Annotated in this window: 17 protein-coding genes; 9 read left to right on the top strand and 8 right to left on the bottom strand. The window is 66.7% G+C overall.

Going from position 1 to position 17,296, the window contains the following annotated elements; translation table 11 throughout:
• Positions 1-92 precede the first annotated feature (92 nt).
• Entirely contained in the window at positions 93-2,462 is a 2,370-nt protein-coding gene (locus tag V6V88_RS22010; RefSeq protein ID WP_056326212.1) for a TonB-dependent siderophore receptor, read from the top strand.
• A 128-nt stretch (positions 2,463-2,590) separates the two neighbouring features.
• Positions 2,591-2,992: a hypothetical protein gene (locus V6V88_RS22005; protein WP_056326215.1), complete on the top strand. Its 402-nt coding sequence runs from the start codon at positions 2,591-2,593 to the stop codon at positions 2,990-2,992.
• A gap of 19 nt (positions 2,993-3,011) precedes the next feature.
• On the opposite strand, the gene V6V88_RS22000 is transcribed toward V6V88_RS22005, so the two are convergent.
• From V6V88_RS22000 to V6V88_RS21990, 3 genes are all read right to left on the bottom strand, one after another.
• Positions 3,012-3,626, bottom strand: a complete 615-nt coding sequence (locus tag V6V88_RS22000; RefSeq protein WP_338616339.1) for a hypothetical protein — start codon at positions 3,624-3,626, stop codon at positions 3,012-3,014.
• A 53-nt stretch (positions 3,627-3,679) separates the two neighbouring features.
• Positions 3,680-4,075, bottom strand: a complete 396-nt coding sequence (locus tag V6V88_RS21995) for a hypothetical protein (protein WP_062839720.1) — start codon at positions 4,073-4,075, stop codon at positions 3,680-3,682.
• Between the two features lie 85 nt (positions 4,076-4,160).
• Positions 4,161-5,054 carry a LysR family transcriptional regulator gene (locus V6V88_RS21990; RefSeq protein ID WP_062839719.1) on the bottom strand — a complete coding sequence of 298 codons (894 nt, stop codon included), beginning with the start codon at positions 5,052-5,054 and terminating at the stop codon, positions 4,161-4,163.
• A 109-nt stretch (positions 5,055-5,163) separates the two neighbouring features.
• Here V6V88_RS21990 and V6V88_RS21985 point away from each other — a divergent pair, with 109 nt between their 5' ends.
• On the top strand, positions 5,164-6,150 hold the full coding sequence (locus tag V6V88_RS21985; protein ID WP_062839718.1) for a TerC family protein: 987 nt from the start codon (positions 5,164-5,166) through the stop codon (positions 6,148-6,150).
• 176 nt (positions 6,151-6,326) lie between these two features.
• The gene (gene tam, locus V6V88_RS21980) at positions 6,327-7,100 is read left to right on the top strand and encodes a trans-aconitate 2-methyltransferase (protein ID WP_338616335.1); all 774 of its coding nucleotides are present in this window, start codon (positions 6,327-6,329) and stop codon (positions 7,098-7,100) included.
• A 13-nt stretch (positions 7,101-7,113) separates the two neighbouring features.
• On the opposite strand, the gene V6V88_RS21975 is transcribed toward tam, so the two are convergent.
• The gene (locus tag V6V88_RS21975; protein ID WP_062839716.1) at positions 7,114-7,920 is read right to left on the bottom strand and encodes a helix-turn-helix transcriptional regulator; all 807 of its coding nucleotides are present in this window, start codon (positions 7,918-7,920) and stop codon (positions 7,114-7,116) included.
• A gap of 130 nt (positions 7,921-8,050) precedes the next feature.
• Between V6V88_RS21975 and V6V88_RS21970 the strand changes: the two genes are divergently transcribed.
• Positions 8,051-9,301: an MFS transporter gene (locus tag V6V88_RS21970; protein WP_223572603.1), complete on the top strand. Its 1,251-nt coding sequence runs from the start codon at positions 8,051-8,053 to the stop codon at positions 9,299-9,301.
• On the opposite strand, the gene V6V88_RS21965 is transcribed toward V6V88_RS21970, so the two are convergent.
• Together V6V88_RS21965 and V6V88_RS21960 are read right to left on the bottom strand one after the other, a co-directional pair.
• Positions 9,222-9,554 carry a protealysin inhibitor emfourin gene (locus tag V6V88_RS21965; RefSeq protein WP_063952390.1) on the bottom strand — a complete coding sequence of 111 codons (333 nt, stop codon included), beginning with the start codon at positions 9,552-9,554 and terminating at the stop codon, positions 9,222-9,224. The two genes, V6V88_RS21970 and V6V88_RS21965, sit on opposite strands and share 80 nt — an antisense overlap.
• Positions 9,551-10,615: a M4 family metallopeptidase gene (locus V6V88_RS21960; RefSeq protein ID WP_180097978.1), complete on the bottom strand. Its 1,065-nt coding sequence runs from the start codon at positions 10,613-10,615 to the stop codon at positions 9,551-9,553. Before V6V88_RS21960 ends, V6V88_RS21965 begins: the two co-directional genes overlap by 4 nt.
• Before the next feature lie 181 nt (positions 10,616-10,796).
• On the opposite strand from V6V88_RS21960, the gene V6V88_RS21955 reads away from it, so the two are divergent.
• Both V6V88_RS21955 and V6V88_RS21950 read left to right on the top strand, forming a co-directional pair.
• On the top strand, positions 10,797-11,432 hold the full coding sequence (locus V6V88_RS21955) for a DUF4375 domain-containing protein (RefSeq protein WP_338616329.1): 636 nt from the start codon (positions 10,797-10,799) through the stop codon (positions 11,430-11,432).
• 265 nt (positions 11,433-11,697) lie between these two features.
• The gene (locus tag V6V88_RS21950) at positions 11,698-12,579 is read left to right on the top strand and encodes a prohibitin family protein (RefSeq protein WP_142056038.1); all 882 of its coding nucleotides are present in this window, start codon (positions 11,698-11,700) and stop codon (positions 12,577-12,579) included.
• Here the strand turns inward: V6V88_RS21950 and V6V88_RS21945 are convergent.
• Complete coding sequence (locus tag V6V88_RS21945; protein ID WP_338616327.1) at positions 12,572-14,677, bottom strand: EAL domain-containing protein; 2,106 nt, start codon at positions 14,675-14,677, stop codon at positions 12,572-12,574. The genes V6V88_RS21950 and V6V88_RS21945 overlap by 8 nt on opposite strands.
• A gap of 262 nt (positions 14,678-14,939) precedes the next feature.
• On the opposite strand from V6V88_RS21945, the gene V6V88_RS21940 reads away from it, so the two are divergent.
• Both V6V88_RS21940 and V6V88_RS21935 read left to right on the top strand, forming a co-directional pair.
• Positions 14,940-15,182: a hypothetical protein gene (locus V6V88_RS21940; RefSeq protein WP_056326242.1), complete on the top strand. Its 243-nt coding sequence runs from the start codon at positions 14,940-14,942 to the stop codon at positions 15,180-15,182.
• A gap of 81 nt (positions 15,183-15,263) precedes the next feature.
• Positions 15,264-15,608 (top strand): hypothetical protein, encoded by a 345-nt coding sequence (locus V6V88_RS21935; RefSeq protein ID WP_062839711.1) that lies wholly within the window; start codon positions 15,264-15,266, stop codon positions 15,606-15,608.
• An 11-nt stretch (positions 15,609-15,619) separates the two neighbouring features.
• Here V6V88_RS21935 and V6V88_RS21930 read toward each other — a convergent pair whose 3' ends face one another.
• Positions 15,620-17,266: an ATP-binding protein gene (locus V6V88_RS21930; RefSeq protein WP_338616325.1), complete on the bottom strand. Its 1,647-nt coding sequence runs from the start codon at positions 17,264-17,266 to the stop codon at positions 15,620-15,622.
• Positions 17,267-17,296 lie beyond the last annotated feature (30 nt).

The following is a 17,296-nucleotide window of genomic DNA, read 5'->3' as shown; positions in this document are numbered from 1 at the left end:
GTACGCGAGAGGCCGATCGACCCTGGAAGCAACCTTTGGCCAAGGGTGTCGGGCGCTCACGGCGCGGGCAGTTGTACCGGAATTTTCTTCTGATGATGGACAAGCAAGTTAAGCAGCGCGCAGCGGCGCGTAAGGCCGCAAGGCGCGGTGCGCACGGCGCGGGCGGCGCGCTGGCGATTTCCCTGGCATTGGCGTGGGGTGCCATGCCCAACGATGCGGTGGCGCAGACCGCGCCGGTGCAGATCAGCATCACGGCGCAGCCGCTGGGCGATGCCCTGCTGCAGTTGGGCGAGCAGGCGTCGCTGGTGATCTTCTATCTGCCCGAGACCGTGCGCGGCCGCACCGCGCCGGCGGTAGCGGGACAGTTGACGCCGGACGAGGCGCTGCGCCGGTTGCTCGCGGGCACCGGCATTGCCTTCCAGCGGGATGGCCGCAATGTATCCCTGACCGCGCCGTCCGGCGGCTCCGCGCAACTCGAGCCGGTGACGGTGCATGGCGTGGCGGTGGGAACGGCGGACAGCTACGTCGCCCTGTCCAGCCAGAGCAGCAAGCTGGACGTGCCGCTGATCGAGACGCCGCGTTCGGTGTCGATCGTGACGCAGGAGCAGTTGAAGGTGCAGGCGCCGCGCAACCTGGAAAGCGCGCTGGCCTACACGCCCGGCGTGCAGACGGAGGTGTCGGGCTCGAGCGATGCGCGGATGACGGGCGCCGTCATTCGCGGCTTCAGCGACGGCAGCGCCTATTTCAAGGACGGCTTGAAGCAGCTGTCGACCGGCACCTATGCGTCCTGGAACGACAACATCGAAGAGCTCGACAGCATCGAAGTGCTGAAGGGGCCCGCGTCGGTGCTGTTCGGCCAGGGGCGGCCGGGCGGTGTCATCAACGTGGTCTCCAAGCGGCCCTCCGCGGATCACGTCAACAGCGTCGGCGCCAGCTACGGCACGTACAACCGCCGTCAGCTCACGGCAGACCTGGGTGGTGCTTTCGACGGCGAAGGAAAGGTGCTGTATCGCCTGAACGTGCTGGGCCGCGACAGCGACGGCCGTACGGACGGTTCGCGCGACGACCGGATATCCGTGGCGCCTTCGATCCTGTGGAACATCACGAACCAGACCCGGGTGACCCTGCTGGGCACATACTCCAAGGAGCGTGCGACGCCCAAGAGCTGGTGGCCCAATCTGTATACCTATCCGGAGATCGGCGACCTGCCGCTCAGCCGCACCGCGGGTGATCCGGATTTCGACCGCTTCGACCGCGACACGAAGTCCATCGGCTACGCCTTCGAGCACGACACGGACAACGGCTGGCGTCTGCGCCAGAACCTGCGCTATTCCGAGATCGACATCGACTACCGGCACATCTACGCGATGGACCTGCTGGATGACCGGCGCACGGTCACGCGCGGCAGCCTCGCCCAACGCACCAACGGCAAGACGTTCGCCGTGGACAGCCGCGCGTCTCGCGACTTCAAGTGGGGCGGCCTGCAGCACACCTTTGCGCTGGGCGTGGACTACCTGCGCTACAAGGAGAACGATGCGCTGGGCTTTGGCTGGGACGTGCCCAACCTGGACATCTATGCGCCGGTCTATGGCCAGAACATCGATTATCCCGAGTTGGACCCGTCGCGCACGGACCTGAAGCAGACCGGCATCTACACGCTGAACCAGCTCAAGTGGAACAATTGGGTCGGCAACGTCAGCCTGCGCCGCGACTTTGTGCGCACCACCCAGACCAGCACCACGCAACCGCGCATCAGCGACTCGGCCACCACCGGCAGCGTGGGCCTGCTCTATCTCTTTGACAACGGGGTGGCGCCGTACGTCAGCTATTCGACGGCGTTCGATCCGATCACGGGCAAGCAGTTCGACGGCACGGCGTTCAAGCCGCGCGAGGGCAAGCAGTATGAAGTCGGCGTGAAGTACCAGCCGCCCGGCACGGATGCGCTGTTGACCGCAGCCGTCTTCGACATCCGCCAGACCAATGTGACAACGCAGGATCCGGACCATCCGCGATTCAGCGTGCAGACGGGCGAGGTGCGTTCCACCGGCGTCGAACTGGAGGCCAAGTTTCCGCTCTCGCGTGAACTCAGCGTGATGGCCGGCTACACCTACATCGACCCGCGCACGACCAAGAGCAACCGCCTGCAGGACGTGGGCCGCCAACTCACGCAGACCGCGCGTCAGACGGCAAGCCTGTGGCTGGATTACCGGCCGCAGCAGGTTCAGGGCCTGATGCTGGGTGGCGGGTTGCGCTATCGCGGCAAGGCGCCGCTGAACACCGCGGCGGACGGCACCACGCAATACAACCCGGCCTTCACGCTGGCCGACGTTGCCATCGCCTATGAAACGCCGCGCTACCGCATCGCCCTGAACGTGAACAACGTATTCGACAAGCGTTACTACACCTACACGTTCCGCGGCATGGAGCGCGAGGCGATGCTGAGCATGAACTATTACTGGTAGAGGAAAAGGGGCGGGTGCGGCCCGCGCTTGCGGGTAAACGAGCAGTGCGCGTGGGCGGGCGGTCGTTCATCCTGGTTAGAATCCGGAAGATACCGCCCCGCGCCGTCGTGGCTGGCGCACCGTCCCCCATGAACCTGCCGTTTCCCATCCGCCAAGAATGTCCTCCCGGCGCCTGTGTGTGCGACCGGGACCGGTTGCTGGCCAATCCGGCCTCCGACCTGCGCGTCCTGCGGCTGACCCGGGAAGAAGAAAAACGCCTGGTCGCGCGGCTGGAAAACATCACCAGCCTGGACGACCTGCGGGCCATGCAGGGGCGCATCCAGGCTCAGCTTGGCATCGTGATCCACATCACGCCCAGCGAAAACGAGGTGCGCACCTCACGCGGCATCTCGATTCAATTGGAAGAATTGCCCGGCCTGTGCCGCAAGACGCGGGCGTCGCTGCCCGCCGCGATCCGGCGCGGTTTCGATAACCGGCCCGAGATCGTCTATGCGCTCCTGAACGAGCGCGACCTCTTGAGCGGCACGTGATCGCGGTCAAGGACCGCAGTCAGTTCCCGCGAACGGCGGGGCAGGGCGCAAGCGGCACCACGTCCGCCGGCGCGCGCCCGGCGTCGGGCCGCGTGACGTCGCGTGTCTTGCCCGTGCGGGCGGGATAGATCAGCAGCACGGCGCTGCCGGGTTCCAGCTTGGGACTCTGCGCCGTGCCATAGGCCACCGTCCAGCCGCGCAAGGCCAGCGGCGCCAACGTGTATTGCAGGGCCGAGCCATGCGCGACGTGGGCGACCTTGCCTGCGTAGAGTTCCTGTTGGGGGGTGTCGACGCCGTCGATGGTCTGGTAGGTGGCGATGCTGACCAGCGCCGCGGATTCGCCAGGGCGCGCCAGCACGGCGGTCTTGTATTTGCCGGGCGGCACGTCCTGCAGGTTGACGGTGACCTGCGCGCCGCCCTGGCCGGCGGCATCCAGGTGCACGCCCACCACGTCGGCGTGCGAGAGCGTCCTGTCGCTGGTGTTGCGCACCCGCACGCTGTACTGCCCCGATGTTCCCGTCACGGTGCAGACCGCGACGCCGTGGGGAGACGCTGCCTGGGCGGATGCCGCGCCGGCGCAGGCCAGCAGCGCCGAAAACGGCAGGGTCAGGCAGCGGGTAGATCGAGACAGCACGGCACGCTCCGGGTAAGGGCAGCGTACCGGGCGGCGCGTTGCCTGCCCCCTTTTTACACCACTTGCCGCCCCGGGGCCTGCTGCTCGCGCTTGCCAGCCAGCCAGTGCAGGATCAGGGCAACCACCAGCAGGCCGGCCATGATGAAGCCCCAGAAGATCCAGCCGAGCACGGAGATCAGCGTGCCGAGGCTGCCTGCGAACGGCAGCACCTGGTTAAGACCCTGCGCGGCCCAGACCAGGCCGCCCTGCAGCGATTCCAGCCATGCCGGATCCACCCAGGGGGCCGCCCAGGCCGGCGCAACCCATTGCGAGGTGTCGACGGCGGCGCCGGGCACCTGCGTCGTGGCAATGGTGGCCAGCACCCAGTCGGTCAGTTGCAGGGTCAGCGCCACCAGCCCGGTCCAGAGCGCCGCGAGGACGGCAAAAGCGAGCCAGATGATTTTCTTCATTGATGTGGTACTCCGATGACTCAAAAAGAACCGCCACGATAGCGGGGATTCTATTTCCGAAAAACCAGAGTGGATGTGAGAAACATTAAGATAAAACCGAAGTCTTGGCCTGGGAAAGAATCTCGCGGACCAGGGGATGGTGCTGGCCGCGGCGGTTGCGGATGGCGTGGATTTCCTCGTGCACGTCCTCGCAGCGCGCCAGCGGCCGCAGGCCGCGCAACAGCGCGACGTCGTCCCCGCCCAGGCGGCTCAGGGGAAACACCCCCAGGCCGCGGGCCGCGAATACCGACATGAGCGCGCTGTCCTCGAATTCGCCGACCACGTTCGGATACACGTTCTGTTCGGCAAACCAGCGGTCCAGCGTCTGTCGCAGCACCGAGTGACCCGTGGGCAGCAGCACCGGCAGCCGCTCCAGGCAGCGCGGAAAATCCAGCGTGTCCGACTTGCGCACCAGCTTGGCGGGGCCGTACCAGTCCACTGGCGAGGACACCAGGCGGTCGCTGGTCAGCCGCAGGTTGGGGTTGGCGGGGGCGCCCTGGCCGGCCAGCACCAGATCCAGGTGATGCCGCGCCAGCTCGCCCAGCAGCTCCTCCACTTCGCCTTCATGGCAGGTCAGGTGCAGATCGGGCGTGTGCAGCACGGGGCCCAGCAAGGCGTGGGCCGCCAGCTTGGAGATGCCGTCCGACAGGCCCACCGACAGCCGCACGACGGGCTTGGTGGCGGCCGCGCGCACTTCCTGCGGCAGCACTTGCCCGATCTGGAAGATCTCCTCGGCGCGGGCGAACGCCGCCTGGCCGGCGTCGGTCAGCGCCACGCCACGCCCGGCTGGCTTGAGCAACTGATGGCCCAGGTTTTTTTCCAGTTCGCGGACCTGGGCGCTGATCGTCTGGATGGCCATGTCCAGGCGCTCGGCGGCGCGGGAAAACCCGCCCTCCTTGGCAACCATCCAGAAGTAATACAGGTGGCGGTAGTTCAGCATGGGTGTCGGCTCACTTCGGTTTTTTCGAACCTTAACTCACTTTCAGGCTGATTTCTCCATTCCAGGCACAGCGGGATCATGGGCACCTTCGAATCTAGCGGGGTCAACCATGGACACTCTGATCACCTTCTTCAACGCCGATTTTCTCGGCACGCCGGCGTGGAGCTGGCTGCTCTTTGTCGGTATCGTCGTCAGCCTCCTGGCCTTTGACCTGGGCGTGCTGCACAAGGAAGACCGCGAGATCGGCGTGCGCGAAAGCCTGTTGCTGTCTGCCGGCTACATCACCGCGGCCGTGCTGTTCGGCGGCTGGGTCTGGTGGAACATGGGCGCGGAAAGCGGCATGGCCTACTACACGGGCTTCATGATCGAAAAATCGCTGTCCATGGACAACGTGTTCGTGATCGCGCTTATCTTCAGCTTCTTTGCGATCCCGCGCCAGTACCAGCACCGGGTGCTGTTCTGGGGCATCCTGGGTGTGATCGTGCTGCGTGCCACCATGATCGGCCTGGGCGCCGCCCTGGTCAGCAACTTCGGCTGGCTGCTGTATCTGTTTGGCGCGTTCCTGGTGTTCACGGGCATCAAGATGTGGATGATCGCGGACCAGACGCCTGACATCGCCACGAATCCGATCCTGAAGTTCCTCAAGCGTCACATGCGTGTCACGGACGACCTGCGCGGCAACGCGTTCATGGTGACCGAGGTTGACCCGGCCACGTCCAAGAAGGTGCGTTATGCGACGCCGCTACTGCTGGCGCTGGTGCTGATCGAGTTTGTCGACCTGGTGTTTGCCGTGGACTCGGTGCCCGCGATCTTCGCCATCACGACCGATCCGTTCATCGTGTACACGAGCAACATCTTCGCGATCCTGGGCCTGCGTGCGCTGTACTTTGCCCTGGCGGCGATGATCCACCGCTTCCATTACCTGAAGTACGCGCTGGCTCTGGTCCTGGTGTTCATCGGCACGAAGATCTTCCTGGTCGGTTTCATCGGCAAGGTGCCTCCCGCGATTTCGCTGGGCGTGACCTTCAGCCTGATCCTGGGCGGCGTGCTGTTCTCGCTGTGGAAAACCCGCTCGGATGAACTGAAGCCGCAATAACCCTGGCGTCCCGCCTTCCAACCGCCCGCCGGCGACAACCGGCGGGCTTTTTTATGGCGGCCTTTTAGTGCAGTCCATATGCAGCCGATATGGCAAGCGGCGCCATCGTGAATTTGTCAGCGGAAAAGGCGAGGCGTACAGTCGGCGCTACCCCCATCGCCACGCAAGGAACGATCATGAACAGCTGGTCCGCCAAGCAGTATTCCGCCTTTGAAAACGAACGTACCCGCCCGGTGCGGGACCTGGTGGCGGCCCTGCCCAATCTGCTCGTCAAGCGCGCCGTGGACCTGGGCTGCGGGCCGGGCAACTCCACCGAAGTGCTGGCCAGCCGCTATCCGGACGCTGAGATCTCGGGCATGGACAGCTCGCAGGACATGATCGATGCGGCGCGCAAGCGCTTGCCGGCGCTGTCGTTCGAACTGGCCGACATCGCCACCTGGAATCCGCCGCAGCGCTATGACGTGATCCTTGCCAACGCCGCGCTGCAATGGGTGCCCGACCACGAGACGCTGTACCCCGCGCTGGTGGCCAAGCTGGCCCCGGGCGGCAGCCTGGCGGTACAAACGCCCGACAACCTGGAAGAACCCGCGCATCGCCTGGCCAGGCAGGTGGCCGGCGAGGCGCCCTGGGCGGCCAAGATTGGCGGCGTCAAGCATCCGCCGCGTCACAGCGCGGCCTGGTATTACGAACTTCTCAAACCCCATTGCGGCACGCTGGACGTCTGGCGCACGACCTACCACCATCCGATCGCGGGCGCCGCCGCCGTGGTCGAGTGGTTCAAGGGGACGGCCTTGCGGCCCTATCTGGACAAGCTGGATGCCGCCGAGCAGGCCAGTTTTCTGGCGCGCTATCAGTCGTTGATCGAGCAGGCCTATCCGGCGCTGGCCGATGGCACCGTGCTGCTGCCGTTTCCGCGCCTTTTCATCGTGGCCGGTTCCAGACAGGCGTGACCCGCGCGCGCGTTCATGGCGGCGTGGCCTGCGGGTCGCTCTTGTCCGCGAAGTAACGCGCGGGTGTCTTGCCCAGCGTTTTCTTGAACATCGTGATGAAGGCGCTGACCGACTCGTAGCCCAGGTCTTCGGCCGTGCGCTGCACCGACACGCCCGCCGACAGCCGTTGCAGCGCCAGGATGATGTGCAGCTGCTGGCGCCAGCGGCCGAAGCTCATGCCGACCTCCTGCTGTACCAGCCGCGCCAGCGTGCGTTCGCTCATGGCGACGCGCTTGCCCCACTGTGCGACGGTGCTGCGGTCCGCCGGATCCGCGTTCAACGCGCCGGCGATTTCGCGCAGGCGCGGATGATCCGAGATGGGCAGGTGCAGGTGCTCGGTGGGCATCTGCGACAGCTGGTCCATCAGCACGTCGGCCAGTCTGCGGTTGGCGGGCGCCGCCGCATCGGCAGGCGCCAGGTTGGCCAGGTGCACGACCAGTTCGCGCACCAGCGGGGTGATTGCCAGCGTGCAGCATGCCGTGGGCAGGCGCGGCGCGTCGGCCGGCACGAACAGGAAGCAGACGCGGCCATTGGCCGTGACCCGGTTGCTGTGCGGCACGCCGCCGGGGATCCAGACGGCGCACTGCGGCGGCACCATCCACAGGCCTTGCGGCACCGAGCAGGTAACGCCGCCGCGCAGCGCCAGGACAAGCTGGCCCATGTGATGCCGGTGCGTCGGCGATTCGTTGTCCTGCTCGGCCGCATGCACGGGCATGGCGAACGCCCATTGCGTGGCGGAATCCGGATCGAAGGGGGCGGGCGGCGTGTCGGGCGTGCGCATGGGCGTCGGCGCTGCAAAGACGAATGTGGCCGAATTGGGGGAAAGGTTGTCATTATCTCGAAATTCGGTAAGGCGCGCGGCGCGTAAGCTGGTGGCCTTTCCGTTTCCCTTTGCCTACGCCCGAGTGACCATGCACGTATCCCGTCCTTCGACGCCACCCAGCCGCCCGGCGCTGCTGATCCTGGGCATTCTCTGCATTGCGATGGCCCTGCGCGCGCCGTTCACCGGCGTGCCGCCGCTGATCGGCCTGATCCGCGCCGAGCTGGACCTGTCGTCCGCGGCGGCCGGCATGCTCATCACGCTGCCGCTGCTGGCCTTCGCGGTGGTGTCGCTGTTCGCCGCCGGGCTTGCGCGCCGGTTTGGCCTGGAGCGCACGCTCTTTGCGGCGATGCTGCTCGTCGCTGGCGGTATCGTGATCCGCACGATGGGCGCGGCGGCGGGGCTGTACGCAGGCACGGCCATCATCGGCGCGGGCATTGCGTTGGGCAACGTGCTGCTGCCCAGCCTGTTGAAGCGTGACTTCCCGCAGCGCCTGGCGGGGCTGACGTCGGCCTACGTGCTGACGATGGGTCTTGCGGCGGGACTGGCCTCGGCCATTGCGATTCCGCTTGCCAATCTGCCCCTGGGCGGTTGGCGGTTTTCGACACTGTGCATGTTGGCGCTGCCGCTGGTCAGCCTGCTGTTGTGGCTGCCCCAGCTTGCGGGCCACACGCCGCCCGCCGCGACCACCGCCCACGCGCCGCACGGCGTGCGCCTGTGGCGTTCGCCGCTGGCCTGGCAGGTCACCGTGTTCCTGGGCATCAATTCTTTCGTGTTCTATGTGGCGGTGAGCTGGCTGCCCGCCATTTTGCGCGACGCGGGTTACTCGGCCGAACGCGCCGGATCGTTGCATGGATTCATGCAGCTCGCGTCCGCGGCGCCCGCGTTGTTCATGGCGCCGCTACTGCGCCGGTTGAGGGACCAGCGGGTCGCGGCGTTCTGCGCGGCGGGCGCGTCGTGCGTCGCGTTCGCGGGCCTGATCGCGGCGCCCACGTGGGGCGCGTTGTGGATCGCGCTGCTGGGCCTGGGCACCGGCGCGGGCATCATCCTGGGCCTGGCGTTCGTGGGATTGCGCGCCAGCCATGCGCAGCAGGCCGCGGCGCTGTCGGGCATGGCGCAGTGTGCCGGCTACCTGTTCGCCGCGACCGGCCCCGCGCTGGTGGGCGGCTTGCATGACAAGCTGGGCGGGTGGGGCGCCGCGTTGGGCGTGTGCGCGGCGTTGTGCGCCGTCATGGCGGTGACCGGGCTGTATGCGGGGCGCGCTATTCAGATTGGCCGGGCGGGCGCTTCCAAAGACGCACCAGCGTTTCCGGCGCATCGGCCTCCGGCACGTCAAAAGTGACCCGCGCGGTATCCGCGCCTTCGAATTCCACTTCCACGTGAAAGTAGCGCTGATCGCCGCCCGCGCCGGCGCTGCCGGGCATGGCTTTCGGGGCGGCATGCAGGATCGCATCGCAGACCTCCTGCCGCACGCCAGGCGGGCAGGTGGCCATGTCGATACGGCGCGGCTGGGCAAGGCCGGGCAGGTATGCCAGGCCGCCCTCGCGGCTAAGGCGCACGAGCTGGGCAAGGTCGAGGGGCGGCAGTTCGATCATGGCAGCACGCCCACGGCCTTCCAGGCTTCGTCGATGGCGCGGCGCACGTCCGCTCCGTGTTTTTCGCCGGCGACCAGCAGCGTCAGGCCTGCAAAATCCTTGAACGCGGCATCGTGGCGCAGGCGCTTGTCGCACAGCGTGTCGTACCAGACGTGCCCCGCGCCGTTCCACGCATTGCCGTCCAGCGCCGTGGCGGCCAGATAAAACGCGCGGTTTGGAATCCCCGAGTTGATGTGCACGCCGCCGTTGTCGCGCGGCGTATCGACGTAGTCCCGCATGTGCGCGGGCTGCGGGTCCGTGCCCAGCACGGGATCGTCGTACGCGGTGCCCGGCTCGGCCATCGAGCGCAGCGCGCGCGCTTGCACGTTTTCCGTGAAGAGACCCTGCCCGACCAGCCAGTCCGCCTCCCGGGCCGTCTGCCCCAGCGAATACTGCTTGACCAGCGCGCCGAACACGTCGCACAGCGATTCGTTCAGCGCGCCGGGCTGGCCTTGGTAGAGGAGGGCGGCCTCGGTGTCGATCACGCCATGGGTGAGCTCGTGGCCGATGATGTCGACCGCGACGGTGAAGCGGTTGAAGATCTCGCCGTCGCCATCGCCGAACACCATCTGCGCGCCGTTCCAGAAGGCGTTTTCGTAGTCCTCGCCGTAATGCACCGTGCCGATCAGCGGCAGGCCATGCGCGTCGATGGAGTGCCGCTTGTACACATTCCAGAAAAGCTTGTAGGTCGAGCCCAGATGCGCGTAGGCCTCGTCCACCGCGGGGTCGCCGCTGGGTCGTGCGCCTTCGGCGCGAACCAGCTTTCCGGGCAGCGTGGTGCCGTTGCCGGCGTCGTGCACGGCGCGGTCGGGCGTGCCCGCCGGCGCCACCTGGCGCGCCGGCGCGAGCGTTGCGCGAGGCGGCTGTCCCGCCATCTCGCGCAGGCTGCGCTGCTGCTGATCGATGATCATCGTCTTGACGGCAGGCATGCTGACGCGCGCATCGGTGTGCTGCGCAAGCCGGTCCAGCATGTATGGCGGGACCACTCCGATGAGGGGAGCGGACTCGGAAGGGCGGGGCATGGTCGATCTCCGACAAGCGCGCTGGATGGGACCCCGGCGCGGTCCTGTTTAACGTAGCAGATGGGTGAACAGGGAGCCGTAACAGGATGCGGCGCGATGCGCCCCGGCAACGGGCTCGCCTCGACAGCGCCGCGCCGATCCGGTAGGGTCTTGCGCTTTCCTGTCATGCCGGACCCTTGCAATGCCGACTCCCGACTACCGCATCACTGCCCTGACGTTGACCGATACGCACGTGCTGTTGACGCTTGCAGACGGCCGCGAGGTCAGCGAGCCGATCCGGCGGCATATCCGCCTGCATGAGGCCACGCCCGAGGCGCGGCAGGCGTGGCAACTGGTGGATGACGGGCACGGCGTCGTGTGGCCCGCGCTGGCCGCGCCGGTGCCGCAAGGCATGCTCAATGTGCACGATCTGCTGTGGGACTTGCGATACGAGCAGGCCATGGCGGCGTTGCAGGCAGCCGGATGGAAGCTTGACCGCTTGTCGCCCACCGACCAGGAGCTGGTTGCGCTGTGGCGCATGGAGGCCGACATCAACAATGGCGGCTTCATGCAGTTTCTGTGCAACTGGGGCGACGAGACCTGCCAGCTTGCCTTGCAGGCGCTGCGCAAGATCGGGGCCGTGCACATGCTGGACGTGCTCTCGCGCATGCGCGCGCTGATCGACCGCTTCGAGGCCTCGCCCGAGGTGGTGCAGCTCAACGATATCTACGGGGCGATGACCGAGGCGGAGCAGGAAGGGATGGAGAGGCTGGACCACGCGTTCTGGGACTATCCCGATCCGCTCTCCCGGTTGGGATTGCGCTGGTACGGGGCGTAAATCCGCCGAAATCGCGGCCGGTGAAACGTTCAGAAACGTATCGCCACATTACGTTGACACCCGCTTGCGGCAGCGCGCTCGCTGCGGGCTAGAATCCCGTCCTTCTTTCCCGGGGGGGACGCTCGATGCGGTATTTCCTGATCTTGGTGGGGGCGGCGGTCATCGCCTATCTGCTCGCGCGCGGCATCGCAGCGGTGCTCTCGGACCGTAAACGCAAAAGAACAGACAGGGATTGGAAGTGAAAGTGAAGCCGACAGATATCCAGATGGTCAAGACGATCGGCGCGGTCAAGCCGCGCAAACTGACATTCGCCATTGGCACCGCACTGATCTTTCTGCTGATCCTGTTCATCGCGTTCGGCTCGTGGTTCCAGGTGGATCAGGGCGAGCGCGGCGTGGTGCTGCGCAACGGCAAGCTGGTGCGCGTGGCCGAACCCGGCCTGGATTTCAAAACGCCGTTCATCGACAACGTGATGACGGTGTCCGTGCGCGACCACACCTTCGTGTTCGAAAAGCTCGAGGCCTACAGCTATGACCAGCAGCCGGCCACGCTGCGCGTGTCGGTGACCTACCGCGTGCCGGCCGAGCACGTCGCAGAGCTCTATTCCGAATACGGCACCATCGCCAATCTGCAGATGCGCGTGCTGGAGCGCAAGACGCCGGACGCGGTGAAGAACGTATTTGGCCAGTACACGGCCGTGCGCGCCATCCAGGAACGCCAGAAGCTTGGCCTGGATGTGAACAACGCCGTGCTCAAGACGATGGAAGGCGCGCCGGTCCAGGTGGTGGGCGTTCAGATCGAGGAAGTGGGTTTCTCGCAGGCCTACGAGCATTCGATCGAACAGCGCATGCTGGCCCAGGTGCAGATCGAAACCACGCGCCAGCAAAAGGAAACGGCGATGATCAACGCCGAGATCCAGGTGGTCAAGGCCAAGGCCGAAGCCGACGCGCGCCGTCAGCAGTTCACCGCGGAAGCCGACGGCATCCGCATGCGCGGCGAAGCCGAGGCGGCCTCGATCCGCGCCAAGGCCGAGGCGCTGGCCGCCAACACCAACCTCGTCAGCCTGAACGCCGTGGAAAAATGGGATGGCGTGCTGCCGTCCACCCAGGTGCCGGGCGCGGCGCTGCCGTTCATCGGCATCAAATAGCCTTTGCTTCGGGCAGGTTCGCCGGCAGGGCGGGCCCTTCCTGACGCCGGCGCGCGAAGTCCACGACAAGCTCGCCCGACACCGCCTTGCTGTAGTACCAGCCCTGCACGACGATCTCCGCGCTGGACGCCAGCGCGGACAACTGACCATCGGTTTCCACGCCCTCGACAATGATCTGCAGGTTCAATGCCTCGCAGAACCGCAAGAGGCCGCTCATCACCAGCGCGCCCCGGTCATGGCTTTGCGCCATCACGAAGCTGCGGTCGATCTTGACCGCATCGATCTGGAACTGGTGCAGGTAGCTCAACGCGGAATAACCCGTGCCGAAGTCGTCGATGTAGACTCGGGCGCCGATGCCGTGGAGCCGGTCGAAGGCGGTGTGCAGCGCCTGCGCGTCCTCGACCAGCGCATCTTCCGTGAGCTCCACCGAGACCTGGCCCCGCGTCTGGTCCAGCACCTTGATCAACCGGTCAAGGTAAGCCGGCGAGGTCAGCGTGGCGCCCGTGACGTTGATCGTCATGGGCAGCGAGAAGCCCTGCGCGCGCCAAGCCAGGCATTGCCGCACCGCTTGCCGCGCTACCCAGAGATCCACTTCGCCCATCAGGCCAGCTTGCGCCAGCCATCGCAGGAATTCCAGCGGCGCCTGTTGCGTGCCTTCGGGGCCGGTGGCGCGCAGCAGCGCCTCGCAGCCGGTGCACAGGCCCGTGCGCAGCGAGACCTGCGGCTGGTATTCCAGGTAGAAGTCGTATTCGCTGATGGCGCGGATGCGTGAGACCTCGGCGCGGCGCCGTGCGCGCGTGGCGTAGGTGGACGCGACGGGGTCGTGCGCGTACAGCAGCGATTCTTCCTGCAGTTGCGGAAACGTCGCGTCCAGCGATTTGAAATACACGGTGGAATCGGCCTTGCGCTGCCGCTCCAGCGCGATCAGAAAGGGCGCGTAGATGCACGCGCCCAACGCCACCAGCGCGCATTGCAACGCGATCCCCGCCACCTGTTCGCCCGCGCCCAGATAGGCGTTAAATAGCACGGGCGACGTCAACGGCAGTGCCACGGTGGCGGGCGCAAGCCAACCCAGTTGCACCGCTGCCAGCGCCATCAGCACGTTGATGACGGGCGTGAGCACGAAAGGCAGCAGAAGCCGCGGGTTCAGGATGAGGGGCAGGCCGAACAGCAGGATCTCGTTGATGTTCAGGAGCGATACGGGAATGCTCGCCAGCGCCAGGACCCGCAGCGAATCGCTGCGCGAGAACAGCAGGATCGCCACCACCAGCGACAACGTCGCACCCGAGCCGCCAATGAAGACGAAGGCGCCCAGCAGCGTGCCGTTCAGCGCATAGACGCCTTCGTAGCCGGCGGCGACGCTCGTGGCGTTGAGCCGCGTGGCCTGGTCCAGCACGTCCATGATCGGCGCCAGGGCGTGCGCGCCGTGGATGCCGAAAAACCAGAACATCGAATTCAACGCGGCCACGATCGCGCCCGCGCTGTACGGACTGTCCAGAGACGCCATGCTGAGCGGGATGTCGACCTGCGCCACCGCCGGGATCGAGAGCGCCGCGGACAACGCCGCCATCACCAGGCCGGCGGTCAGCAGGCCTGGGACGATCATGTTCAGCGAGTCGCGCACGTTCTCGCCGATAAGTCCGTCCGGCGCAAGCTGCGTCCAGCGGCGCCGGTGCAGCCAGGCCATCAGCGGCACGGCCGCGATCGGGATCACGATCGCGATGAACAGGGTGAGCGTGGACGCCGCGCGCGGGTAGGGCGCCAGCAGGCGTTCGGCGATGACCACGAGGCACAGGCACAGCAACGCGGTGGGCAGGTGCGGCAGCCGGTGGCGGATCGACAGCATGTAGCCGATGGCCGTGCCGGCCAGAAGGGGCATGACGGCGGACAGCGCGCCGTGCAGATCGGCCAGGGCGTCGGCAATGCCGCCCGGCAGACCCAGCAGCCGGGCGCAGACGGACAGCACCAGGAACAGCGCGGACACCAGCAGGCAGGGCATGGCCCAAAGCAGGCCTTCGCGGATGGCGCGCAGGGAATTGGCGCTTGCCAAAGCGGCCAGCCGATCCCTCGGGTACTGCGGGAAGATCGATTTCGGCATTGCCGTCGTAGGGGCGCAGGGGGAGCGGGCGGCCCGTGTCCGTCCGGCGGGTAAAAATCCGTTGCCGCATGCTAGCGCCTGAATTCGGGCTTTAGCAATCCAAAAAAATGCGGTCGGCTTAGGGATTCCCCTCTGTCAATAATGCGTTGTCCCGGCTTTTTGACCGGGGACAAGTCTGGCCGGACGCTATACGATCGGAGGAACGCCGCTCTTTCGTAGACGGCGGCGCCTAGCGCACACGCTTCACCAGGAGGAGACCTGGATGTCTCAGTTGGATTGGACGCCCGGCGATACCGTGCCGGATCGTCAGGGTTATTACGAGACGCGGCTGGACACGGGCGGCACCGCGATTTCGCTGTACAGCGTATTGGGGTGGATGCCCGTGAAGACACCGGGCAACCTGGTGAGCTGGCGCGCCTTGCCCCCCGCCGTCGAGCGCCAGGAGGCCGAACGGCATCTGCAGGAGATCCGCGCCGCGCAGAGCCACGTGCCGATGGATTACTAGGACCGGCCGCGGCTGCCGGTTGTAGCGCTCGTGTATAACGTCCCAACCGGCGCCCGTGTCGGGCGCCCTCGGGAGAACATCTTGCGCGAGTTTGTGGCGACGTTCCTGGATGCGGGCCTGCTGGTGCTGGCGGTGCTGGCCTTCCTGTTGCCGGCGCTGTCGGCGCTGGCCCTGGTGCTGCGCGCAAAGGCCGGCAGGTTTCCCCGTCTGAACACGCCGGGCTGGCGCCGCGCAGGCATCGTGGTGCTGTGGCTGCCGTTCATCGTGATGGCCGTGTATGGCGGCACGGCATGGTGGGCCGCCAGCGTCTACGACCGCTACTATTTCTTCGGCCTGCTGATCTGCTTTGCGTATCTGCTGTGCGCCATGCTGTTGTCGGGGGCCGGCCTGTTCTGGATCCGCACGACGCGCGGCCGGCAGCCCTGAGCACCGGCCCGTCAGCGCATTAACGCATGCACCTGGCTCGATAGGTCATCGAGCATGAAGGGTTTGAGCAGTACCGGCGCGTCGCTGGCCGGAACATTGGCGCCTTCGGCGCTTTCGCCGTAGCCGGTGATGAACAGCACCTTCATGCCGGGCCGCATCGCGCGGCCGGTGTCCGCCACGCGCCGGCCGTTCACGCCGCCCGGCAGCGCCAGGTCGCAGACCAGCAGATCGATCCGCGGCAGGGCGGTCAGTTGCCGCAGGGCGCTGGCGCCATCGGTGGCCTCGATCACGTCGTAGCCCATTTCCCTGAGCACTTCGGCCGTGACTTCGCGTACCGCCGGGTCGTCCTCGGCCAACAGGACAGTGCCCCCTTGCAGGACGCGGGGCGGCTGGGCCGCCGCCGCGACGGCCGATGCCATGTCAATGTCGGCGCCGCCGTGGCGCGGGAAAAACAGGTCGATGTCGGTGCCCTGGCCCGGTTGGGAGCGCACCTGCACGTGCCCGCCAGATTGCCGGACGAAATCGTGCACCAGCGCCAGGCCCAGGCCCGTACCGCGGTCGGCCGGCTTGGTGGTGTAGAAGGGCTCGAACATGCGTTGCACGGTTTCGGCCGTCATGCCGCAGCCCGTGTCGGAAACGCGCAGCAGCACGTGGTCGCCGGCCTGCAGGCCACGGTCGCGCGCGGCTTGCGCGTCCAGCGTGACGTTGCGCGTTTCGATGCGCAAGACGCCGCACGCATCGAGGGCGTCGCGCGCGTTCAGGCACAGGTTCAGAAGGGCGTTCTCGAGCTGGTGCGAGTCGACCCATACGGGCCACAGCCGGGGCGCGCAGTCCATTTCCAGCGTGACGGCGGATCCGGCGCTGCGCGCGATCAATGCTTCCATGCCGGCGATGACGCCATTGATGTCCACCACCGTGCGCTCGAGCGGGTGGGTGCGCGAGAAGGTCAGCAGGCGCCGCGTCAGGACGGCCGCCTTTTCGGCGCCGCTTTTTGCCACGGCGATGTGGCGGTCGAGGTCTTCGGTGTGGCCGCGCGCAAGACGTTGCGAAAGCAGTTCCAGGCTGCCTGAAATCCCCGTCAGCAGGTTGTTGAAGTCGTGCGCGACGCCGCCGGTCATCTGGCCGATGGCTTCCATTTTCTGGCTTTGCCGCAGGGCCTCTTCCGTCAGGCGCAGCGCCTCGGCCTGGGCCTTTTCGGCCTCGACCCGCGCGGTGGTCTCGATGACGGTGTCGATCATGCCGACGACCTTGCCATGTTCGTCGCGCACCGGGCTATAGCAGAACGTGAAGTGCGCCAGCTCCAGGCGGCCGTACCGCGCGAGCTCGACGGGATAGTCCTCGATGAAGGTGGCCTCGCCGGCAAAGGCGCGTTCGGCGATGGGGCCGATCTGGGACCAGGCTTCGCGCCAGACATCACTGAACGGGCGGCCCAATGCATCGGGCTTGGCGCCCAGGATGGGCACAAAAGCGTCGTTGTAGATGGAAATCAGGTCCGGGCCCCACACCAGACAGGCCGGAAACCGGGACGACAGCACCATGCTGACGGCGATGCGCAGGGAGGGGGACCAGTTGGAGAGGGGGCCGAGCGGGGTGGCCGACCAGTCATGGCTGGCGACCCGGGCGCCCATTTGCCCGCCGCTGGCAAGGAACTGAGGCATGGACGGGTCGTTCGGCATGGCACTCGTGGC

Origin of the sequence: Achromobacter sp. E1 (assembly GCF_037039475.1) — a bacterium.
Taxonomy (GTDB): domain Bacteria; phylum Pseudomonadota; class Gammaproteobacteria; order Burkholderiales; family Burkholderiaceae_B; genus Achromobacter; species Achromobacter mucicolens.
Note: the sequence above shows the minus strand (reverse complement) of the source record. Positions and strands in the feature narration are given on the sequence as shown.

What these genes read in the sequence shown, in the direction of transcription:
- V6V88_RS22010 (WP_056326212.1), top strand. Translation starts at nt 93, where the DNA reads ATGATGGACAAGCAAGTTAAGCAGCGCGCAGCGGCGCGTAAGGCCGCA.
- V6V88_RS22005 (WP_056326215.1), top strand. Translation starts at nt 2,591, where the DNA reads ATGAACCTGCCGTTTCCCATCCGCCAAGAATGTCCTCCCGGCGCCTGT.
- V6V88_RS21995 (WP_062839720.1), bottom strand. Translation starts at nt 4,075, where the DNA reads ATGAAGAAAATCATCTGGCTCGCTTTTGCCGTCCTCGCGGCGCTCTGG.
- V6V88_RS21990 (WP_062839719.1), bottom strand. Translation starts at nt 5,054, where the DNA reads ATGCTGAACTACCGCCACCTGTATTACTTCTGGATGGTTGCCAAGGAG.
- V6V88_RS21985 (WP_062839718.1), top strand. Translation starts at nt 5,164, where the DNA reads ATGGACACTCTGATCACCTTCTTCAACGCCGATTTTCTCGGCACGCCG.
- tam (WP_338616335.1), top strand. Translation starts at nt 6,327, where the DNA reads ATGAACAGCTGGTCCGCCAAGCAGTATTCCGCCTTTGAAAACGAACGT.
- V6V88_RS21975 (WP_062839716.1), bottom strand. Translation starts at nt 7,920, where the DNA reads ATGCGCACGCCCGACACGCCGCCCGCCCCCTTCGATCCGGATTCCGCC.
- V6V88_RS21970 (WP_223572603.1), top strand. Translation starts at nt 8,051, where the DNA reads ATGCACGTATCCCGTCCTTCGACGCCACCCAGCCGCCCGGCGCTGCTG.
- V6V88_RS21965 (WP_063952390.1), bottom strand. Translation starts at nt 9,554, where the DNA reads ATGATCGAACTGCCGCCCCTCGACCTTGCCCAGCTCGTGCGCCTTAGC.
- V6V88_RS21960 (WP_180097978.1), bottom strand. Translation starts at nt 10,615, where the DNA reads ATGCCCCGCCCTTCCGAGTCCGCTCCCCTCATCGGAGTGGTCCCGCCA.
- V6V88_RS21955 (WP_338616329.1), top strand. Translation starts at nt 10,797, where the DNA reads ATGCCGACTCCCGACTACCGCATCACTGCCCTGACGTTGACCGATACG.
- V6V88_RS21950 (WP_142056038.1), top strand. Translation starts at nt 11,698, where the DNA reads ATGGTCAAGACGATCGGCGCGGTCAAGCCGCGCAAACTGACATTCGCC.
- V6V88_RS21945 (WP_338616327.1), bottom strand. Translation starts at nt 14,677, where the DNA reads ATGCCGAAATCGATCTTCCCGCAGTACCCGAGGGATCGGCTGGCCGCT.
- V6V88_RS21940 (WP_056326242.1), top strand. Translation starts at nt 14,940, where the DNA reads ATGTCTCAGTTGGATTGGACGCCCGGCGATACCGTGCCGGATCGTCAG.
- V6V88_RS21930 (WP_338616325.1), bottom strand. Translation starts at nt 17,266, where the DNA reads ATGCCTCAGTTCCTTGCCAGCGGCGGGCAAATGGGCGCCCGGGTCGCC.